This is a genomic window from Xanthobacter sp. YC-JY1 (assembly GCF_021730305.1).
Lineage (GTDB): Bacteria > Pseudomonadota > Alphaproteobacteria > Rhizobiales > Xanthobacteraceae > Xanthobacter > Xanthobacter flavus.
On the sequence record NZ_CP032674.1, the window covers coordinates 3,511,819 to 3,534,314 of the forward strand.

The 22,496-nt window shown below is 68.9% G+C and carries 19 protein-coding genes; 14 read left to right on the top strand and 5 right to left on the bottom strand.

What is annotated here, in order from left to right:
* Nucleotides 1-32: 32 nt before the first annotated feature.
* The gene (aroB, locus tag D7006_RS16505) at nucleotides 33-1,823 is read right to left on the bottom strand and encodes a 3-dehydroquinate synthase (RefSeq protein WP_371744953.1); all 1,791 of its coding nucleotides are present in this window, start codon (nucleotides 1,821-1,823) and stop codon (nucleotides 33-35) included.
* Between the two features lie 409 nt (nucleotides 1,824-2,232).
* Between aroB and D7006_RS16510 the strand changes: the two genes are divergently transcribed.
* From D7006_RS16510 to D7006_RS16525, 4 genes are all read left to right on the top strand, one after another.
* Nucleotides 2,233-4,545 (top strand): PAS domain-containing sensor histidine kinase, encoded by a 2,313-nt coding sequence (locus D7006_RS16510; protein WP_237353795.1) that lies wholly within the window; start codon nucleotides 2,233-2,235, stop codon nucleotides 4,543-4,545.
* Nucleotides 4,546-4,791: 246 nt separating this feature from the next.
* Nucleotides 4,792-6,405: a serine hydrolase gene (locus D7006_RS16515; protein ID WP_237353796.1), complete on the top strand. Its 1,614-nt coding sequence runs from the start codon at nucleotides 4,792-4,794 to the stop codon at nucleotides 6,403-6,405.
* Between the two features lie 37 nt (nucleotides 6,406-6,442).
* Complete coding sequence (locus D7006_RS16520) at nucleotides 6,443-6,940, top strand: DUF6790 family protein (protein ID WP_237353797.1); 498 nt, start codon at nucleotides 6,443-6,445, stop codon at nucleotides 6,938-6,940.
* A 31-nt stretch (nucleotides 6,941-6,971) separates the two neighbouring features.
* Entirely contained in the window at nucleotides 6,972-8,318 is a 1,347-nt protein-coding gene (locus tag D7006_RS16525) for an AarF/ABC1/UbiB kinase family protein (protein ID WP_237353798.1), read from the top strand.
* Nucleotides 8,319-8,497: 179 nt separating this feature from the next.
* On the opposite strand, the gene D7006_RS16530 is transcribed toward D7006_RS16525, so the two are convergent.
* On the bottom strand, nucleotides 8,498-9,211 hold the full coding sequence (locus D7006_RS16530; protein ID WP_237353799.1) for a sulfate transporter family protein: 714 nt from the start codon (nucleotides 9,209-9,211) through the stop codon (nucleotides 8,498-8,500).
* A 59-nt stretch (nucleotides 9,212-9,270) separates the two neighbouring features.
* Nucleotides 9,271-9,738: a DUF3574 domain-containing protein gene (locus D7006_RS16535; protein ID WP_237353800.1), complete on the bottom strand. Its 468-nt coding sequence runs from the start codon at nucleotides 9,736-9,738 to the stop codon at nucleotides 9,271-9,273.
* A 207-nt stretch (nucleotides 9,739-9,945) separates the two neighbouring features.
* On the opposite strand from D7006_RS16535, the gene D7006_RS16540 reads away from it, so the two are divergent.
* The 8 genes from D7006_RS16540 to D7006_RS16575 all read left to right on the top strand — a co-directional run bounded on the left by D7006_RS16540 (nucleotide 9,946) and on the right by D7006_RS16575 (nucleotide 19,131).
* Nucleotides 9,946-10,584: a TetR/AcrR family transcriptional regulator gene (locus D7006_RS16540; protein ID WP_229645541.1), complete on the top strand. Its 639-nt coding sequence runs from the start codon at nucleotides 9,946-9,948 to the stop codon at nucleotides 10,582-10,584.
* Nucleotides 10,585-10,685: 101 nt separating this feature from the next.
* Nucleotides 10,686-11,930 carry an efflux RND transporter periplasmic adaptor subunit gene (locus tag D7006_RS16545; RefSeq protein WP_237353801.1) on the top strand — a complete coding sequence of 415 codons (1,245 nt, stop codon included), beginning with the start codon at nucleotides 10,686-10,688 and terminating at the stop codon, nucleotides 11,928-11,930.
* Nucleotides 11,930-15,061, top strand: coding sequence for an efflux RND transporter permease subunit (locus tag D7006_RS16550; RefSeq protein WP_237353802.1), 3,132 nt, complete (start codon nucleotides 11,930-11,932; stop codon nucleotides 15,059-15,061). The genes D7006_RS16545 and D7006_RS16550 overlap by 1 nt, the downstream gene beginning before the upstream one ends.
* Before the next feature lie 120 nt (nucleotides 15,062-15,181).
* Nucleotides 15,182-15,646: a nuclear transport factor 2 family protein gene (locus D7006_RS16555; protein ID WP_237353803.1), complete on the top strand. Its 465-nt coding sequence runs from the start codon at nucleotides 15,182-15,184 to the stop codon at nucleotides 15,644-15,646.
* Nucleotides 15,646-16,209, top strand: coding sequence for a TetR/AcrR family transcriptional regulator (locus D7006_RS16560; RefSeq protein WP_237353804.1), 564 nt, complete (start codon nucleotides 15,646-15,648; stop codon nucleotides 16,207-16,209). The genes D7006_RS16555 and D7006_RS16560 overlap by 1 nt, the downstream gene beginning before the upstream one ends.
* A 288-nt stretch (nucleotides 16,210-16,497) precedes the next feature.
* A complete protein-coding gene (locus D7006_RS16565) occupies nucleotides 16,498-17,628 on the top strand; it encodes a methionine ABC transporter ATP-binding protein (protein ID WP_237353805.1) in 1,131 nt (376 codons plus the stop codon).
* Nucleotides 17,621-18,307 (top strand): methionine ABC transporter permease, encoded by a 687-nt coding sequence (locus tag D7006_RS16570; protein ID WP_371744954.1) that lies wholly within the window; start codon nucleotides 17,621-17,623, stop codon nucleotides 18,305-18,307. Before D7006_RS16565 ends, D7006_RS16570 begins: the two co-directional genes overlap by 8 nt.
* Nucleotides 18,308-18,339: 32 nt before the next feature.
* Nucleotides 18,340-19,131, top strand: coding sequence for a MetQ/NlpA family ABC transporter substrate-binding protein (locus tag D7006_RS16575; RefSeq protein WP_371744955.1), 792 nt, complete (start codon nucleotides 18,340-18,342; stop codon nucleotides 19,129-19,131).
* A 9-nt stretch (nucleotides 19,132-19,140) separates the two neighbouring features.
* On the opposite strand, the gene tam is transcribed toward D7006_RS16575, so the two are convergent.
* Both tam and D7006_RS16585 read right to left on the bottom strand, forming a co-directional pair.
* Nucleotides 19,141-19,914, bottom strand: a complete 774-nt coding sequence (gene tam / locus D7006_RS16580) for a trans-aconitate 2-methyltransferase (protein WP_237353807.1) — start codon at nucleotides 19,912-19,914, stop codon at nucleotides 19,141-19,143.
* Nucleotides 19,915-20,208: 294 nt separating this feature from the next.
* Nucleotides 20,209-21,243: a glutamine synthetase beta-grasp domain-containing protein gene (locus D7006_RS16585; RefSeq protein WP_169122972.1), complete on the bottom strand. Its 1,035-nt coding sequence runs from the start codon at nucleotides 21,241-21,243 to the stop codon at nucleotides 20,209-20,211.
* Between the two features lie 528 nt (nucleotides 21,244-21,771).
* Between D7006_RS16585 and D7006_RS16590 the strand changes: the two genes are divergently transcribed.
* Together D7006_RS16590 and D7006_RS16595 are read left to right on the top strand one after the other, a co-directional pair.
* Nucleotides 21,772-21,969 (top strand): DUF2735 domain-containing protein, encoded by a 198-nt coding sequence (locus D7006_RS16590; RefSeq protein ID WP_169122973.1) that lies wholly within the window; start codon nucleotides 21,772-21,774, stop codon nucleotides 21,967-21,969.
* A 109-nt stretch (nucleotides 21,970-22,078) separates the two neighbouring features.
* Entirely contained in the window at nucleotides 22,079-22,393 is a 315-nt protein-coding gene (locus tag D7006_RS16595; protein WP_169122974.1) for a hypothetical protein, read from the top strand.
* Nucleotides 22,394-22,496 lie beyond the last annotated feature (103 nt).

Genomic DNA, 22,496 nt, shown 5'->3' on the forward strand with positions numbered 1-22,496 from the left:
GGCGGTCGCCGTCGCTTGTCCGGGGAGCGGCCTCACCGCATCTCGGCGAGGAAGGCGCGGACCTCTTCGGGGTTCACGTCCTTGGCGATGAAGGCTTCGCCGATGCCGCGCACGAGGATGAAGGTCAGCGCGCCGCGGCTCACCTTCTTGTCTTGGGCGATGAGGGTCATCAGCCCGTCCGTGTCGGGCAGCTCGCCGGGTACGTCAGAGATCTTGGTCGGCAGGCCCACGGCCTCCAGATGCCGCATCACCCGCGTCACGTCCTGACCCGAGCACAGGCCGAGCTTCGCGGAGAAGGCGAACGCCAGCGCCATGCCGATGGCGACGCCCTCGCCATGGAGCAGGCGCTGGGAATAGCCGGCGCCGGCCTCCAGCGCGTGGCCGAAGGTGTGGCCGAGGTTCAAGAGCGCCCGGTCGCCGGTCTCCTTCTCGTCGCGGGCGACGATGGCGGCCTTGGCCATGCAGCTCGCGGCCACGGCGGTGATGCGCTCCTGCCCGCCGCCGATCACGCCCGGCCAGTCCCGCTCCAGGGTCTCGAACAGCGCGTAGTCGCCGAGCAGGCCGTATTTCACCACCTCGGCATAGCCGGCCTTCACCTCGCGCACGGGCAAGGTGTTCAGCGCCGCGGTGTCGGCCAGCACCAGAACCGGCTGGTGGAAGGCGCCGATGAGGTTCTTGCCCTGGGGCGAGTTGATGCCGGTCTTGCCGCCCACAGAGGAATCGACCTGGGAAAGCAGCGTCGTCGGCGCCTGCACCACGTCCACGCCCCGGCGCAGCACGGCGGCGGCAAAGCCCGCGAGGTCGCCCACCACGCCGCCACCCAGCGCGAGCACGAGGTCGCGGCGCTCGATGCGGGCGGCGATCAGCCCCTCCACCACCTGCTCCAGCCCCGGCCATCCCTTGGTCTTCTCGCCGGGCGGCACGACGATGGCGGTGTGGGGGATGCCCGCCGCATCCAGCGAGGCGGCGACGGTGGCGAGATGTCCGGCGGCCACCACGTTCTCGTCGGTGACGATGGCGACGCGCGCGCCCTTGCGCAGGGCCGTCACATGGGTGCCGGCCTCGGCCAGCAAGCCGGGGCCGATATAGATGTCATAGGGCTTGCCGGCCACGTCCACGCGCACGGTGCTGCGGGTGATCTCCCCCATGGGGAGGCCCTCGGCCTCGGCGGAGATGGCGGTGGCGGAGGAGAGGGGCGCCATGGTGCTGCCTTCGGGAAAAGCGAGGAGATGGGCGTGGACGGCGCCGATCACCTCTTCCACCACCAGTTCGTGGACAACGTCGCGGCTGTCCACGGTCACATCGGCGAGGGCGTAGGTGTCGGCCCGCTGGGCGTGCAGCGCGGCGAGCTTCTGCGCCGGGTCGCCCTGGGCGAGAAGGGGGCGGTCGGTGCGCTTCTTCACACGCCGCAGCAGGGTGTTGAGATCCGCGCGCAGCCAGACGGAGACGCCGTGGCGACCCACCGCCGCGCGGGTGTCCGCATTCATGAAGGCGCCGCCGCCGGTGGCGAGCACGCAGGGGCCGGATTGCAGCAGGCGCGCGACCACGCGCTTCTCGCCCTCGCGGAACTCGGCCTCGCCGTGGCGGGCGAAGATTTCCGGAATGCTCATGCAGGCGGCGCGCTCGATCTCCTCGTCGGCATCGACGAAGGTGAGCCCCAGCCGCTTGGCGAGGCGCCGCCCCACGGAGGACTTGCCGGCGCCCGGCATCCCCACCAGAACGATGGAACGCCGCCCGAGGCGCCGCAGAAGCTCGGGGGAGGAGATGGACCCCGCCGTCTCGGTCTCGCCGGTGCGGGGCTCGGGAAACTTCTGCGTGTGCACCGGGGGGTCCTCGTTCAGGCGCGCTCTCTGGGCGGATGGGGGATCGGACCTCAGGGAATTCCACCCTTGCCGAGCCTGCGGCTCTAGCATCCGCCGCGCGAGCGGGCAATCAGGGCTGTCCCCAGCCCCGGCGCCCGGAGGCCCCCTCCGTCCCCAGCCGACGGGCGCGCGAGGGGCAGCGCCCGAATCGCCCTCCCGGCCTACCGCCGCAAGGCTTTGCGCCGGTCACAAACCAAGGCGTGGCCGCAGTTTTATGCCTCTTGACTCACGCGGACTCTAGACAACAGCCCTCCGATTCGATTCCAATGGCCTTGATTCGGAGAGATGCGGCACGTCCCTCCAGATCGAGGACGTGGGGGCGTGGGACTTAGGCCGTCCGGTGCCCCCGGAGACCCGGAGGAGACCGGCGATGGCACGCGCCAACGCTGCGAGCGTAGGCGCGCGCGACCAAGCCATGCGGGGCCTGGCAAGGTCGATCGCGCGCCCTGCCTACCAGCGACTGCTGGATGCGGAGCCGGTCCTGCGCCGGATCGTCCCGGCCCTCATCGTGACCTTCCTCGGCGTCATCGGCGTCGGCGCGGTCGTGCAAGTGCACGCCCACCGCGTGGCCGAGCTGAACAACGCCAAGGACGACATCGCCCTTCTTGCCCTCGCCACCGCCGATGCGCTGACGCTGCGAGCGGGCAATTCGCTCGCCAAGGTGCCCGGCGCCCTCGCCGAGAGCCTGCCGCCCCGCGCCACCGAGGGCGGACGGCGCGTGTTCGTCACCGACGGGCAGGGCCACGTCGTCGCCGCCGCGCCTCCGGGGGAGGCGCCGGCCAATCTGTCCGACATCCTCGATCCCTCCCAGCCCCTCGTCATCTTCGCCGAGCGGGCGGGCGTGCTCGAAGTGCCCTACGGCACCGGCACGGCGCTCGCCACCGTGCGCAACCTCCAGGCGCCGCTGAGCCAGATCGTCTATCTCCAGCCCACCGAGAAGGCGCTGGCCGCGTGGTCGGACACCACCACGCTCACGGTGACGCTGTTCACCACCACCGGCGCGGTGCTGCTCATCCTCGGCTTCTCCTTCCACTGGCAGGCAAGCCGGGCGCGTGAGGCGGACGTGATCTACGAGACGGTGCGCCGCCGCATCGACACCGCCCTCAACCGCGGCCGCTGCGGCATGTGGGACTGGGACATGGCCCGCGGGCGCATGTACTGGTCCGACACCATGTTCGAGATCCTCGGGCTGGAGCACCGGGACGAGCTGGTCTCCTTCGGCGAGATCTCCCGCCTCGTCCATCCCGACGACGGCGACCTCTACGAGCTGGCGCAGGAACTCGCCGAGCGGCCCGGCACGCCGGTGGACCGGGTGTTCCGCATGCGCACCGCCAAAGGCGACTTCGTGTGGCTGCGCATGCGCGCCGAAGTGGTGCAGCAGGCGGGCGAGGACGGTCCTCACCTCATCGGCATCGCCATGGATGTCACCGAGGCGCAGCGCATGGCGGAACGCACCGTCACCGCCGACATGCGCCTGCGCGACGCCATCGAGAGCATTTCCGAGGCGTTCGTGCTGTGGGACAGCCAGAACCGCCTCGTGCTGTGCAATTCCAAGTTCCAGTCGCTGCACGAGCTGCCGGACGAGACCATCGTCGCCGGCACGCCCTTCGACACCATCGCCTCGGTCGGCCGCCACCCGGTGACGCGCACGCCGCTGAAGCCGGAAGACAAGCCGGAGGAAGGCTCCCGCGCGTTCGAGGCGCAGCTCTCCAACGGCCGCTGGCTCAAGATCGCCGAGCGCCGCACCAAGGATGGCGGCTACGTCTCGGTGGGGACCGACATCACCACCATGAAGCGCCACGAAGAGCGCCTCATGGACAATGAGAAGCGCCTGATGGCGCTGGTCGCCGACCTCAGGAAATCCCAGCAGACGCTGGAGCATCAGGCCCAGCAGCTCGCGGAACTCGCCGAGAAGTATTCGGAAGAGCGGAACAAGGCCGAGGACGCCAACCGCGCCAAGAGCGAATTCCTCGCCAACATGTCCCACGAGCTGCGCACGCCGCTCAACGCCATCATCGGCTTCTCGGAGATCATGGAGAGCGGCATGTTCGGCCCGCTCGGCTCGGCGAAGTACGCGGAATACTGCTCCGACATCAAGGGCTCGGGCACCTACCTCCTCGACGTCATCAACGACATCCTCGACATGTCGAAGATCGAGGCGGGCCGCATGCAGCTCGAAGTGGAGGACGTGGCCCTCGGCGAGATCATCGCGGATGCCATGCGCGTCACGGCGGTGAACGGCGACGAGAAGGGCGTGGCCATGACCATGGAGGCCGCCGACAACCTCGTCATCAAGGGCGACCGCCGCGCGCTGAAGCAGATCCTGCTCAACCTGCTCTCCAACGCCGTGAAGTTCACCCCCGAGGGCGGCCGCATCGCGGTGAAGGCGCGGGTCAACGGCGCGGCGGCGGTGATCGCCATCGAGGACACCGGCATCGGCATCGCCAAGGGCGCGCTCGCCCGCATCGGCCGGCCGTTCGAGCAGGTGGAGAGCCAGTTCACCAAGACCCACAAGGGCTCCGGCCTCGGCCTCGCCATCGCCAAGTCGCTGGTGGAACTGCACGGCGGCGCCATGCGCATCCGCTCCATCGAAGGCTCCGGCACCACCGTCTTCGTCCGCCTTCCGGTGGATGGACGGGCGGCGAACTCCAATGAGACGCCGAGGCTGGCCGCGGTGATGTGAGGGGGGCGGGCGCCTCCGCCTGACGCCGTCCCTCCCCGCCCGACACCGTTGCATCCGCCCCCTCAGCCGTCATCGCCCGCCTCGTGCGGGCGATCCACTTCGGGGCCAGAGGGGTACGCGGATTTGTGGCTAGCCCCCGTCCCGTAGCGCCACAACGGCACCGGCCCTTGCACGCGACCGCGCCGAGCCGTTAAGCCTGTCGGCTGCGGGTGCACGGCACGATGCCCGCCACCGGAGGCCGCCCCCATGACGACCCAGCGACGCCCCCTCCACACCCGCCCCCTCCTCGCCCTCGCCGCCCTCCTCGCCACGGCGCCGCTCTCCCCCGCCCTCGCCCACGACCCCATCGACGGCTCCCGGCCGCCGCCGCAGACATCGGGCGTGTCCATCCCGCCCGGCCAGATCGCGCGGGCGGTGAAGGAGATCGACTCTCTGGCGAAGGAGATGATGGAGCGCTCCGGCGTGCCCGGCCTCGCCGTGGTGGTGGTGCAGGACGGCAAGGTGCTCGCGCTCAAGGGCTACGGCGTGCGCAAGGCGGGCGAGCTCGCGACCGTGGATGCCGACACCGTGTTCCAGCTCGCCTCCCTCTCCAAGGCGGTGGGCGCGGGCGTTGTGGCGCATGAGGTTGGCAAGGGCCTAAAGGGGACGGGCCAAGCGGGCAGTGGCAAGGTGAAGTGGGACACGCCGGTGCGCACCCTGCTGCCCTGGTTTGCCCTCAGCGACCCCTGGGTCAGCGATCACGTCACCCTCGCCGATCTCTACAGCCACCGCTCCGGCCTGCCGGACCATGCGGGCGACGAGCTGGAGAGCATCGGCTTCGACCGCCGGCAGGTGCTGGAGCGCTTGCGGCTGTTGCCGCTCGCCCCCTTCCGCGCCAGCTATGCCTATACCAATTTCGGCCTCACCGCCGCCGCCGAGGCCGTCGCCACCGCCGCTGGCAAGGAGTGGGCGGACCTCTCGCAGGAGGTGCTCTACAAGCCGCTCGGCATGGCGGCCACCTCCTCCCGCTTCGCCGATTTCATGGCCCGGCCCAACCGCGCCTTTCCCCATGTGAAGACCGATGGCGGCTTCGTCTCCAAGTTCCAGCGCGACCCGGATGCCCAGGCGCCGGCGGGCGGGGTGTCCTCCTCCGCGCGGGACATGGGGAAGTGGCTCGCCTTCGTGCTCGGCAACGGCACCTTCGAGGGCAACGAGATCGTGCCCGCCGCCGCGCTGCTGCCAGCCATGCGGGGCGAGACCATCTCCTCCCCTGCTTATGCGGTGGATGCCCGCGCTGGCACCTATGGCTTCGGCTTCAGCGTCGGCGTCTCGCCGGCCGGGCGGGTGACGCTGGACCATTCCGGCGCCTTCATCCTCGGCGCGGCGACGAATTTCGTGCTGCTGCCCTCGGAGAAGCTCGGCATCGTTGTCCTCACCAATGCCCAGCCCACCGGCGCCCCCGAGGCGCTGGCCATGAGCTTCATGGACATCGTGCAGTTCGGCGGGCTGACGCGCGACTGGTACGCGGCCTATCAGCCGCTCATCATGCCCATGTACAAGCCGACCGGCGCGCTGGTGGGCAAGGCCCCGCCGCAGAAGCCGGAGCCGGCCAAGCCGCTGGCGAATTATACCGGCACCTATGCCAACGCCTATTTCGGCGATGCCACGGTGGCGGAGGAGGCCGGCGGCCTCGTGCTCATCATCGGCCCCCTGCCCCGCCGCTACACCCTCGCCCACTGGAGCGGCGACAGCTTCACCTTCCGCCCCGAGGGCGAGGAGACGTTCCCGCCGGGCACGGTCTCGCAGGTGAAGTTCGCCGACGGTCGGATGACGGTGGAGATCTTCAACGACAACGGGCTCGGCACCTTTGCCCGCAAATGAGTGCGCCCACAAGTGACGGGCTGACAGGGAGAGCGCCATGGTCTTCTGGGTTCCGCTCATCGCCTATGCGGCGGTCATCCTGCTGACGGCGCTCTCCTTCGCCCGCCAGCCGGCACCGCGCCGGCTGATCGATCTCGCGCGGGCGCTGCTGCGCTACATCAATCTCTTCCCCGTGGGCCTCATGGGGCTGTGGGGCGCGCTGGGGCATATCGTTTTCCCGGCCCAGGCCGCCGCCGCCATCGGCTGGGCGACCAGCCCGTTCCAGACCGAGGTGGGCCTCGCCAATCTCGGCATGGGGCTCGCCGGCGTCATCGCCGCCTTCTGGCGCGACTGGGGCTTCCGCGCCGCCGTGGCGGTGATGACGGCCGGCTTCCTCGGCGGGGCGGGCATCAACCACATGGTCGAGATCGCCAAGACCGGCAATTTGGCCGCAGGCAATGCCGGCCCCATTCTCTATACGGACCTGCTCACGCCGCTTTTGCTCGTCATCCTCCTCGCCCTGACCTACCGATCCGACCGGGCCGCGCGCCCGTAGGATGGAATGTAGCTGGAGCGCCTGGACGGGCATGGTGGACGAGGAACGCAACCGCTTCTCCGCGCGGGCCGCGCGCTATGCCCGGGTGGGCGCCAATGTGGGCGGGGTCGCCGCGCGCATCGCCGGCGCCCGCCTCATGGGGCTCGACCGCGACGGCAACAATGCAGCCGCCCTCGCCTCCGCTCTTGGCGGCCTGAAGGGGCCGCTGATGAAGGTGGCCCAGCTCATGGCCACCATTCCCGACGTGCTGCCCCCCGAATATGCCGCCGAGCTGCAGAAGCTGCAGAGCGACGCCCCGCCCATGGGCTGGGCCTTCGTGCGCCGGCGCATGATGGCGGAGCTGGGCCGCGACTGGGAGCAGAAGTTCGCCAGCTTCGAGCACGCCCCCTCCGCCGCCGCCTCCCTCGGGCAGGTGCACAAGGCGGTGACGCTGGAAGGCGCGCGTGTTGCCTGCAAGCTCCAGTATCCGGACATGCAGGCGGCGGTGGAGGCGGACCTCTCCCAGCTCGACGTGCTCTTCTCCATCCACCGCCGCATGGATGGCGCCATCGACACCCGCGAGATCGCCCGCGAGATTGGCGAGCGGGTGCGCGAGGAGCTGGACTATCGCCGCGAGGCCAAGCACGCGGCGCTCTATGCCCACATCCTGAAGGACGAGCCCAAGGTCCGCGTGCCCGGCACCCATGCCGATCTCTCCACCGGCCGGCTCCTCACCATGGACTGGCTGGACGGCGAGAAGATCCTCGGCTTCACCGACCATCCCTTGGCCGAGCGCAACGCGCTGGCCGAAGCCATGTTCGCCGCCTGGTGGCAGCCCTTCTCGCGCTTCGGCGTGATCCATGGCGATCCCCACCTCGGCAACTACACGGTCTTCTCGGTGCAGGGGCGGCCGGCGGGCATCAACCTGCTCGACTATGGCTGCATCCGCATCTTCCCGCCGGCCTTCGTGACGGGCGTGGTGGACCTCTATCGCGGGCTGATGGCCGGCGACGATGCGCGCGTCGTCCATGCCTATGAGACGTGGGGCTTCAAAGGCCTGAAGCGCGAACTGATCGATGTCCTGAACATCTGGGCGCGCTTCATCTACGGCCCGCTCATGGACGACCGGGTGCGCACCATCGCCGACGGGGTGTCTCCCTCAGCCTATGGCCGCAAGGAGGCCTTCACCGTCCACACGGCGCTGAAGCAGCTCGGGCCGGTGACGGTGCCGCGCGAATTCGTGTTCATGGACCGCGCCGCCATCGGCCTCGGCGGCGTCTTCCTGCACCTCAAGGCGGAGCTGAACTTCCACCGCCTGTTCGAGGATGCCATCGCCGACTTCTCCGCCGAGGGCGTCGCCGCGCGGCAGGCGGAGGCGATGAAGGTGGCGGGGCTCTAGGCCTGTCGCGTCCCGGACCAGCGACCCCGGAGGTGGAGCGCCGATCCGGGACCCAGGGGAGAAGGCGGCGAAGCCGGCAATGCCCGTCGCAATGCCCGGCCGGGCCGCCTTCGGCGAACTCTTGCGCTGGACCCCGGCTCTCCCTCCGCTCACGCTCCGGTCGGACGGGAAACGAACCGCTAAACCGCCCGCCCCTCGATCACCAGCGCCCCGTCGGCACCGCGCGCGGCCGGCAGCGGGGCGAGGCGGCGGTGGAGGTGCACCATGAAGGCGGTGCCGAACACCGGCAGGATCAGGTTGAGGATCGGCACGAACAGGATCGGCGCGATGAGCAGGCCGGCGACGAACACCGTCACCCCGTTCGCCCGCCGCAGCGCCCGCGCCTCCTCGGGCGTGCGATAGCGCATGGCGGCCAGCTCGAAATATTCCCGGCTGATGAGATAGGCGTTGGCCACGTAGAAGATGATGACATTCACCCCCGGCACCAGCAGCAGAAGCAGCGCCGCGAGGTTCACCAGCAGCACCAGCCCGAAGAAGCGCACGGAATAGAACAGCGCGCGCAGGAAAGGCTGCGGCTGGCCGGGCGGATCGTTGGGATAGGTCGTGGTCTCCACCCGCTCGGCCACCTCGTCGAGAAAGAGGCCCGCCACCAGCGAGGACACCGCCGGCATCAGGTAGACGATGCCGAACACCAGCCCCAGCCCCGCGATCACGGCCAGCGTGGTCTCGATCCACGGATAGGACGAGATCTCGACGAAGTGGGTCAGCGCCGCCTCCAGCCCCACGGCGAGGGCGATGAGCAGCGCCAGCGCCAGCCCCATGGATTTCAGCAGCACGCCGCGCAGCAGCGGCGAGAAGGTCTGGCGCAAGGCGAGAATGGCGGCGGCGAGCATGGTCATTCCTGATGGGGCGCGGGTGAGAGGTAGGGTGTGCGGCCCTCCCCCTCAAGTGGTCACAGCGTGACGCGCACCGCGTTGGTCACCTGCAGAACGCCCCACTGGTGGAAGCGTTCGGAATAGACCTTGCGGATTTCGGCGAGCTTGGCCGCCGCCTCCGGCGTGTCCGGGTGATAGAGGAGCACGAGGCGCATGCCCTCGCGCACCACCTGTGCCGTGCCGTGGGCCTCGCCCTTCACCTGCCCGTAGGCGGCGACCACGGTGAGGCCGTCGGGAAAGCGGGGCGTCACCTCGGTGGCGAGGAAGCTCTCCCATTCCTGCTCGCTCACCCCGCTGCCGTCGGCGCTGGCGAGGCCGAAGAGCAGCTTGGTCTCGATCATCACCACGCTGATGCCCGGCTTGAGCGTCGCGGGCGCGGCCTCCTCCGCGCGGGCGCCGGTGGGCAGGAGCAGGCAGGCAAGCAGAAGCGCGGCGCATCGCCACGCTTGGCGTCTCCGGGCGGAAAAGGGCATCAGAAGCGGCATCGGGAATCAGGGCTCCGCTAAGGAAGCCTGAGCATTGGCGCCCCTTCGCCCGGCCGCAAGCACCCGCCGCCGGGAGCACGGGGCCGACCGCCGCCCCAAGCCGCGAACGAACGTTCACTCTTGCGCCGCAATCGTGCCGGCAGTATGCGAACGAACATTCGCTCTCATTTCTGTCCCAAGGTGCCGACCGCGCAGATGTCACGCCCCATGCCAGAGACCGCGCTGCGCGAAACCGCCGCCCCGCGCCCCGACCACAAGCAGGAGCAGCGCAAGCGCATCCTTGATGCCGCCATGGTCTGCTTCGGCCGCGACGGCTTCCATGGCGCGTCCATGCAGAAGATCTGCGCCGAGGCGGGCATGAGCCCGGGTGCTCTCTACCGCTATTTCCCCTCCAAGGAATCGCTCATTGCCGCCATCGTCGAGGGCGAGCGGGCCGAACGGCTCGGCATGTTCGACATGATCACCAAGGCGCCGTCCGTGCTCGGCGCGCTGGCCTCCTGCCTCGGCGCCCTCCTGACCGAGGACAATATCGCCTCGGCGCGGCTGGGGCCGGAGATCATGGCCGAGGCGATCCGCAATGCCGACCTGCGCGAGGCGGTCGAGCCCTGCGAGGCGGAGACCAGCACCCTCCTCGCCCAGGCCCTCGCCACCGCGGTGAAGCAGGGCGAGATCGACCCCGCCCTCGACCTCGACACCGTCTGCATCCTGATCCAGCTCATCGGCGACGGCGTACTGCTGCATCATCAGCTCCATCCCGAATGGAAGCTGGACGCGCGGATGCCGGCCATCGAGGCGATGGTGCGCCGGATGCTGGCCCCGGCCCAACCGAAAGCGGTGCCGGAATGACACGCACAATCAAGAACTGCATCGCCCTTGCCTTGCGTCACGGGAATGCCGCGGTTCAACCGCACTTTCCCGCGCCCATCCGGAACGAGGTTTTGTCCACCATGTCCGCGTCCGTCCGTCCGGCGCTCCGTCCCGCCCGCTTTGCGGCGTCCCGCCTTGCCGTCTCGGCCTTCGCCGTCCTCGCCGCCGGCGCCCTTGCCGCGCCCCCTGCGGCTGCGGCCGAGCCTGCGAAGGCGGCCGAGACGGCCCGCGCGGCCGCGCTCTCGGTGACGGTGGTGAAGCCCCGGCCCGACACCCTGACCGACACGCTCCTCGTCACCGGCTCCATCAAGCCGCGCGAGGAGATCGAGGTGGGGCCGGAGATCGAGGGCTATCGCCTCATGGAGATTCTGGTGGAGGCCGGCGACCGGGTCCAGAAGGGCCAGGTGCTGGCCCGCCTCTCGCGCGACGTGCTGGAGACCCAGCTCGCCCAGAACACCGCCTCTGCCGCCAAGGCCCGCGCTGCCATCGCCCAGCAGCAGGCGGCCCTCGACCAGGCCATCGCGCAGGAAACCGAGGCCACCGCCGCGGTGGAGCGCACCCGCCAGCTCAGCAAGACCGGCACCTCCTCCCAGGAGCAGCTGGAGCAGCGCGAGCGCGCGGCCAAGGTCGCCACCGCCCAGGTCGCCGCCGCCCGCGAGACGCTGATCGCCGCCCAGGCGGAAGCGGTGTTCGTGAAGGCGCAGCGCGACGAGATCGAGGTGAAGCTGAAGCGCACCGACGTGCGCGCCCCCGCCTCCGGCCTCGTGCTCTCGCGTGAGGCGAAGCTGGGTGCCATCGCGCTTTCCACCCGCGCCGCGCCCCTGTTCCGCATCGCCGAGGACGGCGCCATGGACCTCGACGCCGACGTGCCGGAAGGCGCCATGCCGCGCATGAAGGACGGTCTGGCCGTCCAGGTGGTGCCGGCCGGCTTCGACGAGCCCATCGGCGGCAAGGTGCGCCTCGTCTCCGCCGAGGTGGACCGCGCCTCGCGCCTCGGCAAGGTGAAGATCGCTTTGCCCGATGACCCGCGTTTGAAGTCCGGCGCCTATGGCCGCGCGGTGATCGCGCTCGGCGAGGTGAAGGGCCTCAGCCTGCCCCAGTCCGCCGTGATGTTCGACGCGGAGGGGGCCTATGTGCTCACCGTCACCGACGGCATCGTCGGCATCCAGCGCATCACGCCCGGCCTGAAGAAGGACGGCCGCATCCTCGTCACCGAGGGGCTCTCCGCCGACGCGGACGTGGTGGCGCGGGCCGGCAGCTTCCTGCGCGACGGCGACCGGGTGACGCCGGTGCGCACGCCGCTCTCCGTGGGCGAGGCGCGCTGATGGCCCTCAACGTCTCCGCCTGGGCGATCCGCAAGCCTGTCCCCGCGCTCGTCTTCTTCTTCATCCTCACGGCGCTCGGCATCGTGCATTTCCGGGAACTCCCGGTGACGCAGATGCCGAACATCGACCTGCCCATCGTCATGGTCACCGTCACCCAGTCCGGCGCCGCGCCGAGCGAGCTGGAGACGCAGGTGACCAAGAAGGTGGAGAACGCCATCGCCGGCATCTCCGGCGTCAAGCACATCACCTCCTCCATCAGCGAGGGGGCGAGCGTCACGCTGGTGGAATTCCACCTGGAGACGCTGGTGGACCGCGCCGTGAACGACACGCGCGACGCCATCACCAAGATCCGCATGGACCTGCCCCGCTCCATCGACGAGCCGCAGATCCAGCGCATCGACATCGAAGGCCTGCCCATCGTCACCTACGCGGTCTCCGCGCCGAACATGACGACGGAGCAGGTGAGCTGGTTCATCGACGACACCCTCGCCCGCGCCCTGCAGGGCGTGCGCGGCGTGGCGCAGGTGAAGCGGCAGGGCGGCGTGGACCGAGAGATCCGCATCTCCCTCAATCCCGACCGGCTGATGTCGCTCGGCATCACCGCCGCCGAGGTCAGCCGGCAGCTGCGCGCCACCAATCTCGACGTCTCCGGCGGTCGCGGCGAGGTGGGCACGCAGGAGCAGCCCATCCGCACGCTCGCCGGCGCCTCCTCGGTGGAGGCGCTGGCGGACACCCGCATCGTGCTCTCCAACGGCCGCTCGGTGCGCCTCGGCGAACTGGGCAGCGTGGTGGACGGCGCGGCGGAGCAGCGCGTGTTCGCGCGGCTCGACGGCAAGAGCGTGGTGGCTTTCGGCGTCTACCGCGCCAAGGGCTTCTCGGACGTGACGGTCTATGACCGCGTGACCGAGGAACTCGCCAAGCTGCGCGCGGCGCATCCCGACGTCACCATCACCGAGATCGACACCACGGTCCGCTTCACCAAGTCGGACTATGAAAGCGCCATGCACACGCTGATCGAGGGCGCCATCCTCGCGGTCATCGTGGTGTTCCTGTTCCTGCGCGACATCCGCGCGACGCTCATCACCGCCCTCGCCATCCCCCTGTCCATCCTGCCCACCTTCTGGGTCATGGACATGCTGGGCTTCTCGCTGAACGCGGTGAGCCTGCTCGCCATCACGCTCGTCACCGGCATCCTGGTGGACGACGCCATCGTGGAGATCGAGAACATCGTCCGCCACATGCGCATGGGGAAATCCCCCTATCGCGCGGCCATCGAGGCGGCGGACGAGATCGGCCTCGCGGTGGTGGCGACCACCCTCACCATCGCCGCGGTGTTCGCGCCCGTGTCGTTCATGGGCGGCATTGCGGGCCAGTATTTCAAGCAGTTCGGCCTCACGGTCGCCATCGCCGTGCTGTTCTCGCTGGCCGTGGCGCGGCTCATCACGCCCTTGGTGGCAGCCTATTTCATGAAGGACACCGGCCACCGCGAGGGCCGGGACAGCCTGGTCATGCGCGGCTATGTGCGCCTGCTGGCGTGGTCGGTGCGGCACCGCTTCGCCACCATCGGCATGGGCATCGCCATCTTCGCCGGCTCCATCTGGCTGTCCACCCTGCTGCCGTCCGGCTTCCTGCCCACCAACGACATCTCCCGCGCCCTCCTCTCGGTGGAACTGCCGCCCGGCAGCACCATCGCCGAGACGCAGAAGGTGGCGGATGACATCGCCCGCGCGGCCCTGAGCCTGCCCGAGGTAAAGAGCGTCTATGCCACCGCCGGCACCGGCGGCGCTGGTGGCCTCGCGCTTTCCTCCGGCGAGGTGCGCAAGGCGCAGGTGGTCATCAACCTGAAGCCGCGCAGCCAGCGCACCATCGACCAGAAGACCTTCGAGACCCAGTTCTCGAAGACGCTGGCGGCCATGCCGGACCTGCGCGTTTCCTGGAGCCAGAACGGGCAGAACACCCAGCGCGGCTTCCAGGTCATCCTCTCCGGCAGCGACGGCGCGGCGGTGGCCGAGGCGGCGGTGGCGGTGGAGAAGGCGGTGCGCGCCGACGTGCCGGAACTCGCCAACGTGGTCTCCTCCGCCGCCCTCGACAGGCCGGAAATCCGCATCGTGCCCAAGCTGGACGAGGCGGCGGAGCTGGGCGTCTCGGTGGACACCATCGCCGAGACGGTACGCATCGCCACCATCGGCGACATCTCCGCCAACCTCGCCAAGTTCTCCGCCAAGGACCGGCAGATCGACATCCGCGTGCAGCTCGCCGAGAACGCGCGGACCCGGCTGTCCACCTTCGATGCGCTGAAGGTGCCCACCGCCTCCGGCGGCGCGGTGCCGCTCTCCGCCGTGGCGGACGTCCAGTTCGGCAAGGGCCCGACGGCGCTCGACCGCTACGACCGCGCCCGCCGCGTGGCGGTGGAGGCGGACCTCGTGGGCGACACGCCTTTGGGCGACGCCCTCGCCAAGGTGAAGGCCCTGCCCGCGGCGCAGAACCTGCCGGCCGGCGTGACCCTCAAGGAGGCCGGCGACGCGGAGATCATGGCCGAGGTGTTCTCCGGCTTCGCCATGGCGATGGCGGCGGGCCTGATGCTGGTGCTGGCGGTGCTGGTGCTGCTGTTCCACGACATCCTGCAGCCCATCACCATCCTCGTCTCGCTGCCGCTGAGCGTGGGTGGCGCCTTCATCGCGCTGCTCATCACCGGCAATTCGGTGTCCATGCCGGTGGTCATCGGCTTCCTGATGCTGATGGGCATCGTGACGAAGAACGCCATCCTGCTGGTGGATTTCGCCATCGAGTCCATGCACCAGGGCGCCGACCGCTTCACCGCCCTCATCGAGGCCGGCCGCAAGCGGGCGCAGCCCATCGTCATGACCACCATCGCCATGGTGGCGGGCATGGTGCCCTCGGCCATGGCGCTGGGCGAAGGCGGCTCCTTCCGCGCGCCCATGGCCATCGCGGTCATCGGCGGCCTCATCACCTCCACCGTGCTGTCGCTGGTGTTCGTGCCGGCGGTGTTCACGGTGATGGACGATCTGAGCCACTTCCTCGGCCGCATCTTCGGCCGCTTCATCGGCGGCAAGGACGAGCCGGACGGCCACGACCTGCCTCCGGCCCTGCACCATCCGGCCGGCGAGTAGCCCGCCTTTCATCCGCCCATCCAGCGGCCCTCCCCTCCATCCGGACGGGAGGGCCGCTTGACTTGTGCCGCCATCTGTACCATTCAGTACATTATTGACTGATCGGTACAGGAGAGACCCATGGCCCGCCCGCCGCTGCCGCCCTTCACCATCGAGACCGCCGCGCAGAAGGTGCGCATGGCGGAGGATGCCTGGAACACTCGCGACCCGGAGCGCGTCTCCCTCGCCTACACGCCGGACAGCCGCTGGCGGAATCGCTCCGACTTCCTCACCGGCCGCGCCGAGATCGTCACCTTCCTCACCGCCAAGTGGCGGCGGGAGCTGGATTATCGCCTCATCAAGGAGCTGTGGGGGCTGAACGACAACCGCATCGCGGTGCGCTTCCAGTATGAGTGGCACGATGCCGATGGCGCGTGGTACCGCTCCTATGGCAACGAGCAGTGGGAGTTCGACGCCGAGGGCCTGATGCGCCGGCGCGAAGCCTCCATCAACGACGTGGCGATCGCCGAAAGCGACCGCCGCTTCCTGTGGCCCCTCGGCCCGCGTCCGGCGGGCCATCCGGGCCTCACCGAACTGGGGATGTGATGGCACGAACGGTGGCCGAGCGCGCGGACATCCTGCCCCTCCTGGGCGAGGTGTTCCGCGAGCACGGATATGAGGGGGCGAGCCTCGCCCACATCACCGCCCGCACCGGGCTCGGCAAGGGCAGCCTCTATCACTTCTTCCCCGGCGGGAAGGAGGAGATGGCGGCCGCCGTGCTCAAGGAGATCGACGGCTGGTTCGAGGCCAATGTCTACGCCCCTCTGCGCGCGGACGAAGACCCGGCTGCCGCCGTGCGGGACATGCTGGCCCGCACCGATGCCTATTTCCGCTCCGGCCGGCGGGTGTGCCTCGTGGGCGTGTTCGCCCTCGGCGAGGTGCGCGACCGGTTCGGCGAACAGGTCGCCTCCTACTTCGCCCGCTGGCGCGAGGCGCTCGCCGCCGCCCTCGCCCGCGCGGGCCTGCCTTCCGCCGAAGCGGACGACCGGGCAGAGGAAGCGGTGCTCGCCATCCAGGGCGCGCTGGTGCTGGCCCGAGCGCTGAACGATCCCGCCGTGTTCGGCCGGGCGCTGGCGCGGCTGGGCCGGCGGCTGCTGGACGGGTTATAGTGCTACTAATATAATCAACTTAATTCAGACTTGACGCGTTCGATAAACCGAACGATATTGCCGCCATGTTCGCCCCGGAACGGATGGGCCCTGCCATGATGATGTGTCGCTGACAGCCGCTGGAGCGGCGTGAAACCGCCGAATGCCGCGCCAAGCGTGGCCCAGTCCCGGTTGCGCCGACACCCATCCCTTCCCAAGCCGCCTGTTCCCGCCTCCGCCCCTACCGCCGCTTGAACGCGCCGGGCGCAGGACCGGATTGACGAACAGCCGGTGATGCCGGAGCCTTTCATGAACGCCCCCCTGACTTTGGCGGCCGCCGTGCCTACCCTCCCCGAACCGTCCGTTTCCGCCGCCGCCCTCCCGGTGCCCGCGCGCTCGATCATCCGCTTCGAGCGGGTGGCGAAGACCTTTCCAGCGCGCCGCGGCCATGCGGCCGTGCATGCCCTCTCCGACATCACGCTGGACGTGCCGGAGGGCGCGATCCTCGGCGTCATCGGCCGGTCGGGGGCGGGCAAGTCCACCCTCATCCGCCTCGTCAACGGGCTGGAAAAGCCCACCGGCGGGCGCGTGCTGGTGGACGACGTGGATATCGGCGCCCTCGATGAGGCCGCGCTGCGCAAGGAGCGCCGCTCCATCGGCATGATCTTCCAGCACTTCAATCTGCTGGCGCGCCGCACCGCCTTCGACAATGTGGCCCTGCCGCTGGAGATTGCCGGCGTGCCGCGCGCTGAAATCAAGGCGCGGGTGGAGCCGCTGCTGGATCTCGTCGGCCTGTCCGACAAGCGCGACCGCTACCCCGCCGAACTCTCCGGCGGCCAGAAGCAGCGCGTCGGCATCGCCCGTGCCCTCGCCACCAAGCCCCGCGTGCTGCTCTCGGATGAAGCGACCTCGGCCCTCGACCCCGAGACCACCGAACAGATCCTCGCTTTGCTGCGCCGGGTGAATGCGGAACTGAACCTCACGGTGCTGCTCATCACCCACGAGATGGCGGTCATCAAGGCGGTGGCCGACAAGGTGGCGGTGATCGACGGCGGTCGCATCGTGGAGGACGGCGCCACCTATGAGGTGTTCGCACGTCCGCGCCATCCCACCACCCGCTCTTTCCTCGCCGCGCTGACCGCGAAAAGCCTGCCCCGCCGCGTCGCAGAGCGCCTGTCCGCCGAACCGCGCGACGGCCGCGACCAGGCGGTGCTGCGCATCGTCTTCACCGGCGAGCACGCGCAGGACCCGGTGCTGTCGCGGGTGTCGCGCCTGCTCTCGGTGGACGTGAACATCATCCAGGCCCAGGTGGACGAGATCGCCGGCACGCCCTTCGGCGTCATCGTGGTCTCGGTGCCCGGCGACGCCCCCACCGTGAGCGCCGTCATCAATGCCGTGGAACGGCTCAACCTGACGGCGGAGGTCCTCGGCTATGTTTGACATCACCTTCGGCCTGCTGCCGCCCACCATTGTCGACCTCATCATCGACGCCACCCAGCAGACGCTCTACATGGTGGCCGTCTCCGGCGCGCTCGGCACCCTCATCGGCCTGCCGCTGGGCGTGTTCCTCGCCACCAGCCGGGCGGGCGAGCTGTTCGCCGCGCCGTGGCTCAACCAGACCCTCGGCCTCGTGGTGAATGCGGCGCGCTCGACGCCCTTCATCATCCTCGTGGTCGCCATCATCCCCTTCACCCGCCTCGTGGCGGGCACCTCCATCGGCACCAGCGCGGCCATCGTGCCGCTGACGGTGGCGGCGGCGCCCTTCATCGCCCGGCTCATCGAGGCCGCCATCCGCGAGGTGGACCAGGGGCTGGTGGAGGCCGCGCGGGCCATGGGGGCTAGCCCCATCCAGATCGTTGCCAAGGTGCTGCTGCCGGAGGCGCTGCCCGCCATCACGCTGGCCCTCACCCTCGCGGCGGTGTCGCTGCTCGGCTACTCGGCCATGGTGGGCGCGGTGGGCGGCGGCGGCCTCGGCGACCTCGGAATCCGCTTCGGCTACCAGCGCTTCATGCCCGAAGTGATGGCGGCGGTGGTGATCGTGCTCATTCTCCTCGTGCAGGCGGTGCAGACGCTCGGCGATCTCCTCGCCCGCCGCCTCGACAAGCGCAGCCGCGGCTGAGCCCCGGCGCGCACAGTCCCTTTCCAATTCAGATGGAGGTTTCCATGAAGGCCCTGGCGCTGGCGCTTGCCGCCGGCATTTCCCTCGTCGCGTTTTCCGCCGCCGCCGAGACCATCAAGGTCGGCGTCACTCCCGGTCCGCACGCCCAGATCCTGGAGAAGGTGAAGGAAGAGGCGGCCAAGAAGGGGCTCGACATCAAGGTGATCGAGTTCTCCGACTATGTGGTGCCCAATGCCGCTTTGTCGTCCGGCGACATCGAGGCCAATTCCTTCCAGCACCAGCCCTATCTCGACAACCAGATCGCCGATCGCGGCTACAAGATCGTCCCCGTGGGCACCACGGTGAACTTCCCCATCGGCGTCTATTCCACCAAGTACAAGAAATTCGAGGACATCCCGGCGGGCTCCTCCATCGGCATTCCCAACGATCCCACCAATGGCGGCCGCGTGCTGCTGCTGCTCGCCGACAAGGGCATCATCAAGCTCAAGGACGGCGTGGGCGTGAAGGCCTCCGTGGTGGACGTGGTGGAGAACCCGAAGAAGCTGAAGTTCGTGGAGATCGACGCGGCGCAGCTGCCGCGCTCCCTCCCCGACCTCGCGGCGGCGGGCATCAACACCAATTACGCCAAGGAGGCCGGCCTCGACCCGGTGAAGGATCCCATCCTGCGCGAGGACCCCAAGGGCCCCTACGTGAACGTCATCGCCGTGCGCGCGCAGGACAAGGACAAGCCGTGGGTGAAGACCTTCGTCGAGACCTACCACTCGCCGGAGACGCGCACATTCATCCTCGAGACCTTCAAGGGCGCGGTTCTGCCGAGCTGGTGAGCGCGAGCTTTACTTCACCGCAACGATGAAGAAGCGGGGGAAGGCGAGGAGCACCTTGCCATCCACCCGCGGCAGATAGGAATCCGAGAGGCGGGCGGCGTATTCCTCCAGGAATTGCGTGCGCTCGTCTCCCTCCAGCGGGTCGATGAAGGGGCGCAGGCCGGTGCCCTTCACCCACTCCACGATGGCCGGGATGCCATCGAGCGGGTGGTTGTAGATGGTGTGCCACACGTCCACCGCCCCCGCGTGGGGCTTCAGCATGTCGTAATAGGCACCGGGCTCCGGCAGCACGGTGCGGGCGCGGGTGGCGGTGTGGAGCGTGTCCGCCCAAGGGCCGGCCATGGCGGTCTCGCGCATGGCGACATGGGACGGCTCTTCCAGATTGTCCGGCATCTGCACCGCCAGCACCCCGCCGGGCGCCAGCAGCGACATGAGGCGCGGCAGCAGGGTGGCGTGATCCGGCACCCATTGCAGCACGGCGTTGGCGTAGATGAGGTCCGCCGGCTTCGGCAAGGTGAAGGTGGAAGCGTCGCCGAGCGCGAAGGTGACGCCGGGCAGGCGGGCGCGGGCCGCCTCCAGCATGGCCGGCGAGGTGTCGAGGCCGAGCAGTTCGGCGCCGGGGAAGCGCTGCGCCAGGATGTCGGTGGAATTGCCGGGGCCGCAGCCGAGATCCACCACGAACGCCGCGCTCTGAAGCGGCACCGCCGCGAGAAGATCGCGCGCCGGGCGGGTGCGCTGGTCTTCGAACTTCAGATATTGGCTGGCGTTCCAGTCGGCGGGCATCGGCGGCTCCGGGCGCGAGGGACCAGGCAGCGCCACGGCGCGGCGCCGCAAGAGAGTTCCCTGCTTATACCAGCTTGACCGCAGAGGCGACCGGCAAGGCGCAGGTTCTCATCCCCAGGGGATGGGCTTGCCGGAGATCGGAAGGAAGATGGGGCGCGAAATGCGCGGGGCTCGACGGCGAAGGCCGGAGGGAGGCGCCGGAGAAACCGCGCGAGGCGGTCGGCAGGAAGAACAGCCCGTCACGGCCACAAAAAAACGCCACGGCGCGCGCGGAGGCACGCCGTGGCGAAGGGGTCAGGCCGCAGCCGAGACGTCGGTGGAGACCGACGAAATGGTCTTCAGGATCTGGGAGGCGATCTGGTAGGGGTCGCCCATGGAGTTCGGGCGGCGATCCTCGAGATAGCCCTTGTAATCGTTGCGGATGAAGGAGTGCGGGACGCGGATGGACGCGCCACGGTCCGCAACGCCGTAGGAGAACTTGTTCCACGGCGCGGTCTCATGCTTGCCGGTGAGGCGCATGTGGTTGTCCGGGCCATAGACGGCGATGTGGTCATCGAGGTTGGCCTCGAAAGCCGCCATCAGCTTCTCGAAATACTCCTTGCCACCCACTTCACGCATGTAGGAGGTGGAGAAGTTGGCGTGCATGCCCGAGCCGTTCCAGTCGGTGTCGCCGAGCGGCTTGCAGTGGAACTCGATGTCCACGCCATACTTCTCGGTGAGACGCAGGAGCAGGTAGCGGGCCATCCACACTTCGTCAGCGGCCTTCTTGGAGCCCTTGCCGAACACCTGGAATTCCCACTGGCCCTTCGCGACTTCCGCGTTGATGCCCTCGTGGTTGATGCCGGCGGCGAGGCAGAGGTCGAGGTGCTCCTCGACGATCTGGCGGGCGACGTCGCCCACATTCTTGAAGCCGACGCCCGTATAGTAGGGGCCCTGCGGCGCGGGATAGCCGGCCTCGGGGAAGCCGAGCGGGCGGCCGTTCTTGTAGAAGAAGTATTCCTGCTCGAAGCCGAACCAGGCGCCGGCATCATCGAGGATGGTGGCACGCTTGTTGGACGGGTGCGGGGTGACGCCGTCGGGCATCATCACTTCGCACATCACCAGGGCGCCGTTGGTGCGGGCCGGGTCGGGATAGACAGCGACCGGCTTCAGCACGCAATCCGAGCTGCGGCCTTCGGCCTGCTGGGTCGACGAACCGTCGAAGCCCCACAGCGGCAGCTCCTCGAGGCTCGGGAACACGTCATATTCCTTGATCTGGGTCTTGCCCCGGAGATTGGGAACCGGGGTGTAGCCGTCGAGCCAGATATACTCGAGCTTAAACTTTGGCATTGCAGTCTCTCTGAGCCGATGACGTGAAATTCGGGACCTTGTTTCTCGAACTCTTGATTCAGGAAGCGTCCGGCCGTGAAGGATCCACTGGCCGCGGGGGCCGGGACATATCTAGCAATCCGCGTGCCAGCCGCGGGCCCATAGCCGGACAAGGGCTTTTCCCGCCCGGCCGCAGCGTCAGCTGCCCATTGCTGCATCAGGAATCGGCCACTCTCTTGGGCGGAGCGCACACCGCGTGTGCAGCCGCTCGGTACGCGCCCGGTCGCGAGCGAAATCCGCCCCCGCGAGGGAACAAAAGGGCGGCAGCCACGCTTGGATGTGAGCACGCCGCTGCACTGCGAAAGACGCGCGTGGGCCATGCAGCAAACGCGGAAATAAAAGAGCCAAGTGACGCCAATTTATATTTGCCTAAAATTTAGGCACTAAACTAAAATATGCCCGCATTGATGTATATGTAGGGTGCAAATCATGTTATGAAGTCTGCAAGTGATGGCGCCCAGGAGGCTCATCGGACAGGAGACCGGAGTGATGACTGCGAACCACGAGCGCGAGACGGCGAAAATCTATGTCTTCCCAGTGAAGAATGGCGCGAAGAACGGCATGCTCGCCAAAGAGGCGAAATGGGCTGCCGAGATCGCCGCCGTGGGAGCCGCGCAGGCCGTGATCGGAAGCAGCTGGTATCACGAAGAAGCGGTAAAGGCCGCCGATCTCCCCAACCGCCGCTGAACGGTCGGGTTCAGGTCCGGCGCCTTGCGCGCCGGCCAACCCGCCTCCGCGATGGACCGCTTCTTGCGTGACCTCCTCCCCGAGACCTCTTCGGGTAGGACTTGCGACAATGGCCCTCGACCTCAACACAGACTGGACGAACGCGGAGCTTTCGGCCCTCATCGGCTCCGTGGTGGACGACCGCGACTGGCGTCTGGAAGTGAGCAAGGACGGCATCGCCTCCCTCGCCGACAAATCCGCCAATCCCACCGGCGCGGATTATGACGAGGGCCTGCACGGCTTCTTCGAGACCTGGATGGCCGGGACCGATTTCGTCGGCCCCTCGGCCGCCGGCGACAAGGACCTGATCGGCAAGATCGCCACCGCTCTGCGCGCCAACTATCCCACCCTCAAGGCCGACAAGTTCATCTACGTGGCGCTGTAGCCGCGCGGCCTGCCCTGGTGGCAAGGGTCCCGCGCACGGCGCGCGGGACCGGCCTCCAGAGCGCTTTCCCCTTTTTCCCAAACCCTTTAGGCTGGCCCGGCCG